This window comes from Variovorax sp. J2P1-31 (assembly GCF_030317215.1).
In the GTDB taxonomy this organism is placed as follows: Bacteria; Pseudomonadota; Gammaproteobacteria; order Burkholderiales; family Burkholderiaceae_C; genus Variovorax.
Genome location: NZ_JASZYA010000001.1, coordinates 604953 through 618407, shown reverse-complemented (window position 1 = coordinate 618407; position 13455 = coordinate 604953). Strand labels below are relative to the sequence as shown.

The following is a 13455-nucleotide window of genomic DNA, read 5'->3' as shown; positions in this document are numbered from 1 at the left end:
CCAATCGCCCGGACCGTGGCCGGCGAACTTGATAATGATTCGCATCGGCACCGCCCGATGAGACCGCGGCCGCCACCCGGCAGCCGCCTCCACGTCCACCCAGGAGAACCCCTTCATGACCGACCGCCTGCGCGCGACCGGCCGCAGCCCCTTGCGTGCCCTGAGCTCCCTCGTTTCCATCGCCTGCCTCGCCGCAGCCGCGCTGCCGGCCCAGGCCGCCGAGTCGCTCACGCTCTACACCACGCGCGAGCCCGGCCTGATCCAGCCGCTGCTGTCGGCCTTCACCGCCACCACCAAGATCCAGGTCAACACGGTGTTCGTGAAGGACGGCCTGCTCGAGCGCGTCAAGGCCGAGGGCGCGCGTTCGCCGGCCGACGTGCTGATGACGGTGGATGCGGGCAACCTGCTCGACCTGGTCGAAGGCGGCGTGACGCAGCCGGTGAAGTCGGCGGTGCTCGAATCCGCGATCCCGGCCAACCTGCGCGGCGCCGACGGCCAGTGGTTCGGCCTGTCGATGCGCGCCCGCGTGCTGTACGCCGACAAGGCCATGAAGATCAACAGCTTCCGCTACGAAGACCTGGCCGATCCCAAGTGGAAGGGCAAGGTCTGCATCCGCGCCGGCCAGCACCCCTACAACACCGCGCTGATCGCCTCGCTGATCGCGCACGACGGCGAAGCCAAGACCGAGCAGTGGCTGCGCGGCGTGAAGGCCAACCTGGCACGCAAGGCCACCGGCGGCGACCGCGACGTGGCGCGCGACATCCTGGGCGGCATCTGCGACATCGGCCTGGCCAACTCCTACTACGTGGGCCAGATGAAGGCCTCGAAGGAAGGCAGCGACGCGCGCAAGTGGGGCGACGCGATCCAGGTGATCCGCCCGACCTTCGCCAACGCCAAGAGCGGCGGCACGCACGTCAACATCAGCGGCGCATCGGTGGCGAAGAACGCGCCGCAGCGCGCCAATGCGGTCAAGCTGCTCGAGTTCCTGGTGTCGGAATCGGCCCAGTCGCTGTACGCGCAGGCCAACTACGAGTACCCGGTGCGCAAGGGCGTGGCGCTCGACCCGATCATCGGCCAGGCCATCGGCGAGTTGAAGGTCGACCCGCTGCCGCTGACCGAGATCGCGAAGTACCGCAAGCAGGCGAGCGCGCTGGTCGACAAGGTCGGGTTCGATCAGTGATGGCTCCCCCCCGAGGGGCTAGCGCACTTCGTGTCGCTTCGCCCTTCCCCCTCCGGGGGCAACACCGGTGGCCCGGCAAAGCCGAAAGCACTGGCTCCCCCCGAGGGGCTTTGCGCACTTCGTGTCGCGTCGCCCTTCCCCCCTCCGGGGGCAACACCGGTGGCCCGGCGAAGCCGGTTCCACGGTGTTCCTGGAATAAGTCGATAAATCAGTTCATGGGCGGTGTGTGTTGGGTTTGAGTTTCGGCCGTCGTCCTGAAGGTCTTCGTGCGGCCGGGCCGCTGTGGCGGGTTGCCACGCTGCTGGTGGCGCTGGGCGTGCTGGCGCCGGTGGCCACGCTGGCCTGGCTGGCGCTGGGCGCCGATCTTTCGCATTGGGCGCACCTGCTGCGCTACGTGCTGCCGCAGGCCGCGCTCAACACCGCGGTGCTGTTGGCGGGGGTGGGCACGGTGGTGCTGGTGATCGGCACGGGCTGCGCCTGGCTGGTGAGCAGCTGCGATTTCCCCGGCCGGCGCGTGCTGCACTGGGCGCTGCTGCTGCCGCTGGCGATGCCGACCTACATCGTGGCCTTCGCCTACCTCGACCTGCTGCACCCGATCGGCCCGGTGCAGGGCGCGATCCGCTGGCTGCTGGGTTACGACAGCCCGCGCCAGTTCCGCCTGCCCGACCTGCGCTCGATGGGCGGCGCGATCTTCGTGCTGGGCTTCGTGCTCTATCCCTATGTCTACATGACGGCGCGCGCGATGTTCATGACGCAGCCGGCCCACCTGATGGAAGCCGCGCGCACGCTGGGCGAAGGCCGCTTCGGCGCCTTCCGGCGGGTGGCGCTGCCGCTCGCGCGGCCGGCGCTGGCGGTGGGCCTGAGCCTGGCGCTGCTGGAGACGCTCAACGACATCGGGGCCTCGGAATTCCTGGGCATCAACACCCTGACCGTGTCCGTCTACACGACCTGGATCACGCGCTCCGACCTCGCGGGCGCGGCGCAGATCGCCTGCGCGATGCTGTTGGTGGTGGTGCTGCTGGTGCTGCTCGAGCGCCACGGCCGGCGCCACCAGCGCTTCGGTTCGGCGCAGCGCATGCGCGCGATGCAGCCGCGCGCGCTGCGCGGTGCGGCCGCCTGGGCCGCGACCGCGGCCGCGGCGCTGCCGGTGCTGATCGGCTTCGCCGCGCCGGCGGCCTACCTGGTGTGGGAAAGCTTCAAGCGCCTGCGGCTGGGCCAGGGCGTGTCCCAAGGACTGGTGCACAGCCTGGGCAACACGCTGGCGCTGGCCATGGGCGTGACCGTGATCGCGGTGGCGGCCGGCCTGGTGGTCGCCTGGACCGCGCGCAGCCACGGCTCGATGCCCAACCGCGCGCGCTGGCAGGCCCGCGTGGCCACGCTGGGCTATGCGCTGCCGGGCACGGTGCTGGCCATCGGCCTGCTCACGCCCGCGCTGGCCTTCGATGCGCAGCTGGCCGAGGGGCTGCGCCTGCCCGGGCTGCCGCTGATGGGGCTGGGCGTGGTGCTGGTGGTCGCCTGCGTGATCCGCTTCCTGGCCATGCCGGTGGGCGGCATCGAATCCGGCCTGGCACGCATCCCGCCCGCGCTCGAACAGGCTTCGCGCCTGCTCGGCGAGAACGCCGGCGGCACGCTGCGCCGCGTGCACCTGCCGCTGCTGCAGCCGGCCATCGCGGCCAGCGCGCTGCTGGTCTTCGTCGACGCGATGAAGGAGCTGCCCGCCACGCTGCTGCTGCGGCCCGCCAACTTCGACACCCTCGCGACCTGGCTCTATGCCGAAGCGGCCCGCGGCACCTACGAGGAAGGCGCCATCGCGGCGCTGGCCATCGTGGTGGCCGGCCTGCTGCCCGTGGTGCTGCTGGCGCGCACGCAGTTCCGCGGCGCGCCCGATGCCGGCGCGCCGCTCTCCGAGAATCTCCACCCATGACCGCCGCCCTGAACATCCACGACTTGCGACTCGGCTACCAGGGCCCGCGCGGCCTGCACACGGTGGTCGAGGGCTTCTCGCTCGCGCTCGAGGCCGGCCGGATCGGCTGCCTGCTCGGCCCCTCGGGCTGCGGCAAGACCACGGTGCTGCGCGCCATCGCGGGCTTCGAGCCGGTGCGCGCGGGGCGCATCGAACTGGGCGAGGTGCTGCTGTCGACGGCCGAGCGCCACCTGCCGCCCGAGAAGCGGCGCGTCGGCATGATGTTCCAGGAGTACGCGCTGTTCCCGCACCTCACGGCCGCGCAGAACGTGGGCTTCGGCCTGCGGCGCGCGGCGGCGGCCGAACGCACCGCACGGGTGCGGGACATGCTGGCGCTGGTCGGCCTGGCCGAAGCCGGCGCGCGCTTTCCCCACGAGCTGTCGGGCGGCCAGCAGCAGCGCATCGCGCTGGCCCGCGCGCTCGCGCCCGCGCCCGCGCTGCTGCTGCTCGACGAGCCCTTCTCCAACCTCGACGGCGCGACGCGCGAGCGGCTCACGGCCGAGGTGCGCGACATCCTGCGCCAGGCCGGCCAGACCGCCATCCTGGTCACGCACAACGAACGCGAGGCCCAGGTCATGGCCGACCGCATCGGCACCATGCACAACGGCCGTCTGAGCCGCTGGGTGTAGGTCAAAAGCTCAAATTTCCGGCCAAGGACCAGGGCCGGCGACCCCCGCGCTTATATTGCGATGCAGCGCCGGCTCCGGTGCCCTCCTTCCAGGTCCCGCCGCATGAAGCTCCGCTTTCTCACGCCCGCCGACACCCCGCTGGCCAGCGCCGACCCCCAACGCCTCGACGCGCTGCGCGCCGAACTGCTGACCCGCCCCGGCGTCGTCGAAGTCGGTGACATCGAAGAGGCCGACGCGCTGATCCTGCACGAGCCCTGGGCCTTCCGCGAGTGGCGCTACATCGACATGCTGGTCGCCGACCCGGTCGTGGGGCGCTTTGCGCACAAGGTCTACACGCTCAACGAGGACGACGCCGCGGCCGGCCTGCTGCGCGGCCTCTACACCTGCCTGCAGCGCAGCCGCTTCGATCCGAAGCTGCACGCGGCCATCCCCTTCGTCGCCCAGCCCAACGAAGAGGTGGCGGCCCAGGCCGGCACGCCGCGACCGCCGGCCACGCTGCTGGCCACCTGGCGCGGCAACCCCAAATCGAACCGCAAGCTGCGCCAGGGCCTGCTCGACGTCTGCAGCCGCTCGCCAGCGTTCAAGGCCGAATCCACCGAGAGCTGGCTCAACCATGGACCGGACGAGAAGCGGCGCTATGTCGAGCTGCTGCGCTCGGGCAAGTTCTCGCTGTGCCCGGGCGGCTGGGCCCCGGCATCGATGCGGGTGTTCGAGAGCATGGCGCTGGGCGTGGCGCCGGCGATCCTGGCCGACGAGTTCGTCGAGCCGCCGGGGCCGGACTGGCGCAGCCTGTCGGTCAAGGTGCCGGAGGCGGAACTGGCCACCCTGCAGCAGCGGCTCGAGGCCCGGGCCGCCGAGCACCTGGCGATGGGCGAGGCCGCGCACCGGGCCTGGCAGGTGCATTTCAGCCCCGAGCGGATCTTCCCCTACTACGCCGATGCGCTGCTGGCCCTGATCCGCAACGCCGACCCGGGCGGCTCGGCCGAAGCGGAGTTCGCCCGCTGGCGCTCACCGCGGATGGCGCGGCTCAACGGCTGGACGCTGCCCCAGCGCATCGCCAACAAGCTGACGCGGGTGCTGGAGAAGGTCCGGCACTGATCAGCGCAGCTGTGCCTCGGCCCAGCGCACGATGTCGGCGCTGCCCATGGCACCGGCCTGCCGCGCGATCTCGCGGCCGCCCTTGAACAGCGCGAGCGTGGGGATGCTGCGGATGTTGAAGCGCGCGCCCAGCGCGGGCACGGCCTCGGTGTCGACCTTGGCCAGGCGCACGCGCGGCTCCAGCTTCGCCGCCGCGGTTTCGAAGCCCGGCGCCATCTGGCGGCAGGGGCCGCACCAGGGTGCCCAGAAATCGACCAGCACCGGGATCTCGTTGCGCGCGATGTGGCGGTCGAAAGCCGATTCGTTCAGCGCCACCGAACGGCCCGCGAACAGCGTTCGATGGCAGCTGCCGCAGTCGGGTGCGCTGCCGAGCTGGTCGTTGCGCACGCGGTTGGTGGTGTGGCAGTGCGGGCAGACGATGTGCAGGGTGTCGGTCATGGGGTGTCCTCGGTGTCTTTCATCTAGGGGCGGCGCGGCCGATTGCAATCATCCCGCCGCGGCGCGCGGCCCCAGGCTGCGCAGCACCGCATCGAGCAGCCGCGGCACCAGCACGTTGGGCGAGCCCGCGGGCCAGACGCCGTAGGCCTCCGAGGGCGGCGTGGCCTCCTCCAGCGGTCGGAACACCGCGCCCTTGAGCGCCGAATGACGCATCGCGTCGGGCACCAGCGCCACGCCCAGGCCCTGCGAGACCATCGACACCACGGCCAGCCAGTGCCGCACCTCCTGCCGCACCTCGGGCCAGAAGCCGGCTTCGGCGCAGATCGCGAGGATGCGCGCGTGGTAGTCGGGCGAGGCGCTGCGCGAGAACAGCACGAAGGGTTCGCCGCGCAGGTCGGCCAGCGCCACCGCGCGCTTGCGCGCCAGCCGGTGGGCGGCCGGCAGGCAGGCGACGAAGGGCTCGGACACCAGCAGCCGCGCCTGCAGCTCGGCCGGCACGCGGCCGGTGTGGACGAAGCCCACGTCCATGCGGTCCTGCAGCAGCTCGGTCATCTGCTCGCCCGAATTGAGCTCGACCAGGCTCACGCGCACCGCCGGATGCGCGGCCTGGAAGCGGGTCAGCGCCTGCGGCAGGCCGCGGTAGAGCATGGCGCCGACGAAGCCGATGCGCAGCCGCCCGGCCGAGCCCTGCGCCACCTGCCGCGCCTCGGTCGCCGCTTCCTCGGCGTCGCGCAGCAGCGTGCGCGCCGAGGCCTGCAGCGTCTGGCCGGCGGCCGTGAGGCGCACCGCCTTGCTGTTGCGCTCGAACAGCTGCGCGCCCACCGAGTCCTCGAGCTGGCGGATCGCCACGCTCAGCGGCGGCTGCGAGATCGCGAGCCGGCGCGCCGCGCGGCCGAAGTGCAGCTCCTCGGCCAGCACGACGAAATAGCGCAGGTGGCGCAGTTCCATGGGGCGTTCTTTCGACGATAGGCAGATCGGATTGATCAAGACCAAATCGATATTAGACAAGAATCATCGGCCGCCGAAGAATGCGGGCGAACCAGGAGACAAGCCCATGCCGAGCCAAGCTGCCGCATCCGTCGGCGAGATTGCCGCCCATCCCGTGCCCGACCGCCATGGCCGGAGCCTGTTCGACCACGACACCGAGCTGCACCGCCTGCTCGCGCTCTACCTGCCGCCCGACCTGCTGGCCCACATGCGCCCGCACTTCGAGCGCCTCGGCGCGCTGGCCGGCGGCCGGCTCGACGAACTGGCGCACACCGCCGACCGGAACCCGCCCACGCTCACGCTGCGCACCCGCACCGGCATCGACGACCCGCGGGTGCACAAGCACCCGGCCTACGTCGAGATGGAACGGCTCGCGCTCAGCGAGTTCGGCCTGGCTGCCATGTCGCACCGCGACGAGACGCTGGGCTGGCGGGGCCGCATGCCGCCGCTGGTCAAGTACGTGCTGACCTACCTCTTCGTGCAGGCCGAGTTCGGCCTGTGCTGCCCGGTCTCGATGACCGATTCGCTGGCCCGCACCCTGAAGAAGTTCGGCAGCCCCGAACTGGTCGAGCGCTTCATGCCGCGCTTCCAGTCGCTGGACTTCGACACGCTGGCGCAGGGCGCGATGTTCATGACCGAGCAGGCCGCGGGCTCCGACATCGCGGCCACCGAGACGCGCGCGCACCAGGACGAGGACGGCCATTGGCGCCTGAGCGGCGACAAGTGGTTCTGCTCCAACCCCGATGCCGATTTCGCGATGGTGCTGGCCCGCGTCGACGGCGGCGCGCCCGGCCTCAAGGGCGTGTCGCTGTTCCTGCTGCCGCGCCGGCTCGAGGACGGCAGCGCCAACCGCTACCGCATCCTGCGGCTCAAGGACAAGCTGGGCACGCGCTCGATGGCCAGCGGCGAGATCCGGCTGGAAGGCGCGCTGGCCTACCTGATGGGCGAACAGGGCCGCGGCTTCGTGCAGATGGCCGACATGGTGAACAACTCGCGGCTGTCGAACGGCGTGCGCGCGGCCGGCCTGATGCGCCGCGCGGTCGCCGAGGCCGAGTACATCGCGCACGAGCGCCGCGCCTTCGGCCAGCGGCTGGAAGACATGCCGCTGATGCAGCGCCAGCTCGAGAAGCTGCGCCTGCCCGCCGAGCAGGCGCGCAGCATGGTGTTCCAGACCGCGCAGGCGCTGGCGCGCTCCGACGGCGGCGACACCGGCGCCTACCCGCTGCTGCGCATCCTCACGCCGCTCATCAAGTTCCGCGCCTGCCGCGATGCGCGCAAGGTCACGGGCGATGCGATGGAAGTGCGCGGCGGCTGCGGCTACATCGAGGAATGGAGCGACCCGCGGCTGCTGCGCGATGCGCACCTGGGCTCGATCTGGGAAGGCACCAGCAACATCGTCGCGCTCGACGTGCTGCGCGCGGTCAAGCGCGAAGGTTCGCTGCCGGTGCTGCAGGCGCATTTCGCGGCACTGGTCGACGACGCGCCGCTGGCGCCGGCCTTCGCCGCGGCGCTGCGCGAGGCGCTGGAGCGCGCGGCCCGGCTCACGCTGCTCGCGGCCGAGGACGGCGGCGACCGGCTCGCGCGCCAGGCTGCCTCGGCCCTCTACCACGTGGTCAGCGCGATCGCGATGGCCTGGGAAGGCGCGCGCGGCGGCTCGGCCCAACGCGTGGCTTGGGCCCAGTCGGTGCTGCTGCACCGCGTGCTGCCGCGCGACCCGCTGGTGGCATCGGCCGTGCCCGCCGACTGGCACACGGCCTGAGCCTTTCCATCATCCAGAACAACAACGGAGACAACACCCATGCGACTTCTCGCCACCCTCGTGCTCGCCGGCATCGCGACGCTGCCCCTGCTGCCCGCGGCCCATGCCGACAGCTTCCCCGACAAGCCGATCACGCTGGTGATCCCCTTCCCGCCCGGTGGCCCGACCGATGCGATGGCGCGCACGCTGGCGGCCGAGATGAAGGACCGGCTGGGCCAGCCGATGATCGTGGAGAACCGCGCCGGCGCGGGCGGCAACATCGGGGCCGACTACGTGGCGCGCGCCACGCCCGACGGCCAGACGCTGCTGTTCGGCACCTCGGGCCCGCTGGCGATCAACGTGAGCCTCTACCGCAAGCCGGGCTACGACCCGGTGAAGAGCTTCGCGCCCGTGATCCAGGTCGGCTACCTGCCGAACATCTTGGTGGTCAATCCCGCGCTGCCGGTGAAGAACGTGAAGGAGCTGATCGCCTATGCCAAGGCCAACCCGGGCAAGCTCAGCTATGCCTCGTCGGGCAACGGCGCGTCCTCGCACCTGGCCGGCGTGCTGTTCAACGCCACGGCCGGCATCGACCTGCAGCACATCCCGTACAAGGGCACGGGCCCGGCGCTCAACGACCTGCTGGGCGGCCAGGTGAGCATGAGCTTCACCGACGTGCTCACCGCCCTGCCCTACGTCAAGACCGACAAGCTGCGCGCGCTGGGCATCACCACGGCCGCGCGCTCGCAGGCCCTGCCCGAACTGCCGACCGTCGCGGAACAGGGCGTGGCCGGCTACGACGTGAGCGTGTTCTTCGGCATCGTCGCGCCGGCCGGCACGCCGCCCGATCGCATCGCCAAGCTCAATCACGCCTTCGTCGAGGTGCTCGACACGCCCAAGGTCAAGCAGCTCTTCGCCTCGCAGGGCCTGGAGGCCGCGCGCGACAGCTCGCCCGCCCAGCTCGGCCGCTTCATCGTGTCGGAGCGCGACAAGTGGAAGGACATCGTGAAGAAGTCCGGCGCGCAGCTCGACTGACGCGCTCCCCCCCAAAAAAGAACAAGAGACGAACCATGCGATTCATTGCCCGCCATCGCCACGCCCTGACCCTCGCCACGCTGTGCCTCGCCGCGGCCACGGCCTGGGGCCAGGCCTATCCGCAGCGCCCGATCACGCTGGTCGTGCCCTACGGCGCGGGCGGCCCCACCGACCAGCACCTGCGGGCCGTGGCCGAGGAAGCCGGCAAGGCGCTGGGCCAGGCCATCGTGCTGGACAACCGGCCCGGCGCCAGCGGCACCAACGCCGCCGCGATGCTCACGCGCGCCGCGCCCGACGGCTACACGCTGGGCGTGCTGCCGGCCTCGGTCTACCGCGAACCCTTCATCAACAAGGTACCCTTCGATCCGGCCAGCAGCTTCTCGTACGTGATCCTGCTGTCCGACTATGCCTTCGGCCTGGCGGTCAAGGCCGATGCACCCTGGAAGCGCTGGCAGGACCTGGCGGCCGATGCGGCCAGGCGGCCCGGCAGGATCAACATCGGCGCGACCGGCGCGGTCGGCACGCCGCGCATCGTGATGGACGAGGTGGGCGAGGCCGCCAGGCTGCAGTTCAACATGATTCCGTTCAAAGGAGATGCCGAAGTGACCAACGCCATCCTCGGCGGCCACATCGACGCCGCGCCCCTGTCGGGCGTGGCCGTGCCGCACATCGACGCAGGCAAGATGCGTTACCTCGTGATGCTCACGCCCCAGCGCGTGAAGCGCTACCCGCAAGTGCCCACGCTCAGGGAGCTGGGCATCGACGCCGTGATCGACTCGCCCTACGGCATCGCCGGCCCTGCCGGCATGGAGCCGGCACGCGTCAAGGTCGTGCACGACGCCTTCAAGAAGGCGCTCGAATCGGTCGCCGGCCAGCGTGTGCTCGACCAGCTCAACCAGCCGATCAACTACCTGGGCGCGGAGGACTACCGCCAGTACGCGCTCGCGACCTCGGCGCGCGAGAAGCAACGCGTGGCACGGCTGCGCGCCAAGGGCCTGATCGAATGAACGCCGCCACCACACCCCCACCGAGCCGCGCCCTAGACGGCCTGCGCGTGCTCGACCTGAGCCGCGTGCTCGCCGGCCCCTGGTGCGCGCAACTGCTGGGCGACATGGGCGCCGACGTGGTCAAGGTCGAGAGCCCCGGCCGCGGCGACGACGCGCGCGAACTCGGCTTGGCGCTGGAACCGCAGCAGCCCGGCCAGGGCCGCGACTCGAACTTCTTCCTGGCCTGCAACCGCAACAAGCGCTCGATCGCGATCGACTTCGCCAAGCCCGCGGGCGCCGAACTGGTGCGCACGCTGGTGCGCGACTGCGACGTGCTGGTCGAGAACTTCAAGGCCGGCACCCTGCGCCGCTACGGCCTCGACTGGGACAGCCTGAAGGCCATCAACCCGCGGCTGGTCTACTGCTCCGTCACCGGCTTCGGCCAGGACGGACCCTACGCCACCCGCCCCGCCTACGACTTCGTGATGCAGGCCATGACCGGCATGATGAGCACCTGCGGCATGCCCGACGGCACGCCCGGCGCGGCGCCGATGCGCACCGCGATCCCGGCCACCGACCTGGTCACCGGCTACCAGGCCAGCGTGGCGGTGCTGGGCGCGCTGATCCAGCGCGGCATCACCGGCCGCGGCCAGTTCATCGACGCGGCCATGCTCGACGCCAGCATCGGCTTCAACGTGCACCTGGCGCAGGGCTTTTTGCTCAACGGCGCGGTGCCCACGCGCCAGGGCAACAACAACCCGATCGCCGCGCCCTCGGGCGTGTTCAAGACGGCCAACGGCTGGCTGGTGGTGGCCGCGGGCAACGACCGGCAGTTCGTCCACCTGTGCAACGCGCTGGGCCGGCCCGAGCTGGCCACGCATCCGCTGTTCGCGACCAACGGCCAGCGCGTGCTCTCGCGCGTCGCGCTGCATGCCGAGATCGAGCCGCTGCTCGCCGCCCACCCCACCGAACACTGGCTGCCGCTGCTCGAGGCCGCGCAGGTGCCGACCACGCGCATCAACACCATGGACCAGGTCTTCGACGACCCGCAGGTGCGGCTGCGCAAGATGACGGTGGAGGTCGACCATGCCAGCGGCCAGCGCATCCCGATCCTGCGCAGCACGCTCAACATGAGCGACAGCCCGGTGGACTACCGCGCGCCGCCGCAGCTGGGCCAGCACACGCGCGAGGTGCTGGACCAATGGGCGGCGCTGGACCCGGCGCAGGTCGAGGCGCTCTACACGGCCGGCGTGGTGGAGGGCCGATGAGCACGCCCTTCGACGACGAGCCGGCGGACAACCTCTTCGGCCTGCCGATGCCGATGGTCCAGGTCTTCGGCCTGCGCGGCGAGGCCATCGGCGACGACCGGGCCCGGGTGCGCATGCCCTTCCACGCGCTGCACACCAACAGCCGCGGCGACGTGCACGGCGGTGCGCTGGCCGTGCTGCTCGACTGCACGCTGGCCAGCGCGGCGCGCGCCCACGATCCGGTGCGCTTCGGCGTGCTGACGGTCGACATGACGCTGCATTTCGTCGCGACCGCCAGCGGCGAGGTCGTGGCCTCGGCGGTCTGCGAACGGCGCGGCCGCTCGCTGTGCTTCGTGCGCGGCGAGGTGCGCGACGCGCAGGGCACGCTGCTCGCGCTGGCCACCGGCACCTTCAAGCTGGCCGAGCGCGCCGCGAGCGCCTGAGCCCCTTCTTCTCTCTTCAAGGACCCCGATGACCTCCCCCGCCTCCACCCCCGGCGCCCTCGCGGGCGTGCGCGTGCTCGACATCTCGCGTATCCTCGGCGGGCCCTACTGCGGCCAGATCCTCGGCGACCACGGCGCCGACGTGCTCAAGGTCGAGCCGCCGCAGGGCGACGACACGCGCACCTGGGGCCCGCCCTTCAAGGACGGCGTGGCGTCGTACTACCACGGCCTCAACCGCAACAAGCGCAACCTGCACCTGGACCTCGGCAGCGCCGAGGGCCGCGAGGCGCTGCTCGCGCTGGTGGCCGAGGCCGACGTGCTGATCGAGAACTTCAAGACCGGCACCATGGAGCGCTGGGGCATCGGCTACGAGACGCTGTCGCAGCGCTTCCCGCGGCTGGTGTGGTGCCGCGTCTCGGGCTTCGGTGCCGACGGCCCGCTGGGCGCGCTGCCCGGCTACGACGCCGCGGTGCAGGCCATGACCGGCATCATGAGCATCAACGGCGAGGCCGACGGCGGCCCGCTGCGCGTGGGCCTGCCGGTGGTCGACATGGTGACCGGCCTCAATGCCGTCATCGGCGTGCTGCTGGCGCTGCAGGAACGCACGCGCAGCGGCCGCGGCCAGTTCGTCGAGGCCGCGCTCTACGACAGCGGCCTGTCGCTGCTGCACCCGCACGCGGCCAACTGGTTCGTCGACGGCCAGGCGCCGCGGCGCACCGGCAATGCGCACCCCAACATCTACCCCTACGACGCGCTCGCGACCGGCACCGAGCCGGTGTTCGTCGCAGTGGGCAACGACGGCCAGTTCGCCAACTTCTGCCGCTGCATCGGCCGGCCCGAACTCGCTGCCGACCCGCGCTACGCCACCGCCGGCGCGCGCTCGGTGAACCGCGCCGCGCTCAAGCCCACGCTCGAGGCCGCGATGCAGGCCTTCGACGGCCGCGCGCTGGTCGACACCTTGATGGCCGCGGGCGTGCCCGCCGCGCCGGTGCTGCCGGTGGACGCGGCACTCGCGCATCCGCACACCGCGCACCGCGAAATGGTGGTGGAGATGCCCGGCGGCTACCGCGGCATCGGCGCGCCGGTGAAGCTGGGCCGCACGCCCGCCACCTACCGCCATGCGCCGCTCACGCCCGGAGAGGCCTTCGACGCGCGCTGATTCGGAAGGCGTCGCACAATCGGGGATTCCCAAAAACTGCGAACCCACGAGATGCGACTTCTCCACACCATGCTGCGCGTCGGCAACCTGCAACGCTCGATCGACTTCTACACCCAGGTGCTGGGCATGCAACTGCTGCGCACCTCGGAGAACCCCGAGTACAAGTACAGCCTGGCCTTCGTCGGCTACGAGGGCAACCCGGCCCAGGCCGAGATCGAGCTGACCTACAACTGGGGCACCGAAAGCTACGAGCTGGGCACCGCCTACGGCCACATCGCGCTGGGCGTGCCCGACGCCTACGCGGCCTGCGACAAGATCAAGGCCGCCGGCGGCAACGTCACGCGCGAGGCCGGCCCGGTCAAGGGCGGCAGCACGGTGATCGCCTTCGTGACCGACCCGGACGGCTACAAGATCGAACTCATCCAACGGGCCGAGAACGCCGAGGGCGGCGGGCTGCGCTGAGCCCGCAAGAGAGCGCAAGAGGTCGCGGCCCAGGGGGCATCCCGATGCGCCCGGCATGCGACTTGCGTGATGATCGAAACGCCGACATGG

At 71.4% G+C, this 13455-nt stretch carries 13 protein-coding genes; 11 read left to right on the top strand and 2 right to left on the bottom strand.

What is annotated here, in order from left to right:
* The first annotated feature begins 115 nt into the window (after positions 1–115).
* The 4 genes from QTI20_RS02830 to QTI20_RS02815 all read left to right on the top strand — a co-directional run bounded on the left by QTI20_RS02830 (position 116) and on the right by QTI20_RS02815 (position 4870).
* Entirely contained in the window at positions 116–1180 is a 1065-nt protein-coding gene (locus tag QTI20_RS02830; protein WP_183023182.1) for a Fe(3+) ABC transporter substrate-binding protein, read from the top strand.
* Between the two features lie 235 nt (positions 1181–1415).
* Positions 1416–3104, top strand: a complete 1689-nt coding sequence (locus QTI20_RS02825; protein ID WP_286550410.1) for an ABC transporter permease — start codon at positions 1416–1418, stop codon at positions 3102–3104.
* Entirely contained in the window at positions 3101–3772 is a 672-nt protein-coding gene (locus QTI20_RS02820; protein ID WP_286550411.1) for an ABC transporter ATP-binding protein, read from the top strand. The genes QTI20_RS02825 and QTI20_RS02820 overlap by 4 nt, the downstream gene beginning before the upstream one ends.
* A 102-nt stretch (positions 3773–3874) precedes the next feature.
* The gene (locus QTI20_RS02815; protein WP_286550413.1) at positions 3875–4870 is read left to right on the top strand and encodes an exostosin domain-containing protein; all 996 of its coding nucleotides are present in this window, start codon (positions 3875–3877) and stop codon (positions 4868–4870) included.
* Here QTI20_RS02815 and trxC read toward each other — a convergent pair whose 3' ends face one another.
* Both trxC and QTI20_RS02805 read right to left on the bottom strand, forming a co-directional pair.
* Positions 4871–5308 (bottom strand): thioredoxin TrxC, encoded by a 438-nt coding sequence (trxC, locus tag QTI20_RS02810; RefSeq protein ID WP_286550416.1) that lies wholly within the window; start codon positions 5306–5308, stop codon positions 4871–4873.
* A 48-nt stretch (positions 5309–5356) separates the two neighbouring features.
* On the bottom strand, positions 5357–6256 hold the full coding sequence (locus QTI20_RS02805; protein ID WP_286550417.1) for a LysR family transcriptional regulator: 900 nt from the start codon (positions 6254–6256) through the stop codon (positions 5357–5359).
* A gap of 106 nt (positions 6257–6362) precedes the next feature.
* Here QTI20_RS02805 and QTI20_RS02800 point away from each other — a divergent pair, with 106 nt between their 5' ends.
* From QTI20_RS02800 to gloA, 7 genes are read left to right on the top strand one after another with little or no spacing between them, the layout of a single operon-like run.
* A complete protein-coding gene (locus QTI20_RS02800) occupies positions 6363–8054 on the top strand; it encodes an acyl-CoA dehydrogenase family protein (protein ID WP_286550419.1) in 1692 nt (563 codons plus the stop codon).
* Positions 8055–8093: 39 nt separating this feature from the next.
* Entirely contained in the window at positions 8094–9068 is a 975-nt protein-coding gene (locus QTI20_RS02795) for a Bug family tripartite tricarboxylate transporter substrate binding protein (RefSeq protein WP_286550420.1), read from the top strand.
* A gap of 35 nt (positions 9069–9103) precedes the next feature.
* The gene (locus QTI20_RS02790) at positions 9104–10075 is read left to right on the top strand and encodes a tripartite tricarboxylate transporter substrate binding protein (RefSeq protein WP_286550421.1); all 972 of its coding nucleotides are present in this window, start codon (positions 9104–9106) and stop codon (positions 10073–10075) included.
* Positions 10072–11322, top strand: coding sequence for a CaiB/BaiF CoA transferase family protein (locus QTI20_RS02785; RefSeq protein WP_286550422.1), 1251 nt, complete (start codon positions 10072–10074; stop codon positions 11320–11322). Before QTI20_RS02790 ends, QTI20_RS02785 begins: the two co-directional genes overlap by 4 nt.
* Entirely contained in the window at positions 11319–11744 is a 426-nt protein-coding gene (locus tag QTI20_RS02780; protein ID WP_286550423.1) for a PaaI family thioesterase, read from the top strand. Before QTI20_RS02785 ends, QTI20_RS02780 begins: the two co-directional genes overlap by 4 nt.
* A 28-nt stretch (positions 11745–11772) precedes the next feature.
* Positions 11773–12903 carry a CaiB/BaiF CoA transferase family protein gene (locus QTI20_RS02775; protein WP_286550425.1) on the top strand — a complete coding sequence of 377 codons (1131 nt, stop codon included), beginning with the start codon at positions 11773–11775 and terminating at the stop codon, positions 12901–12903.
* 51 nt (positions 12904–12954) lie between these two features.
* Entirely contained in the window at positions 12955–13365 is a 411-nt protein-coding gene (gene gloA, locus QTI20_RS02770; RefSeq protein ID WP_183023170.1) for a lactoylglutathione lyase, read from the top strand.
* Positions 13366–13455 lie beyond the last annotated feature (90 nt).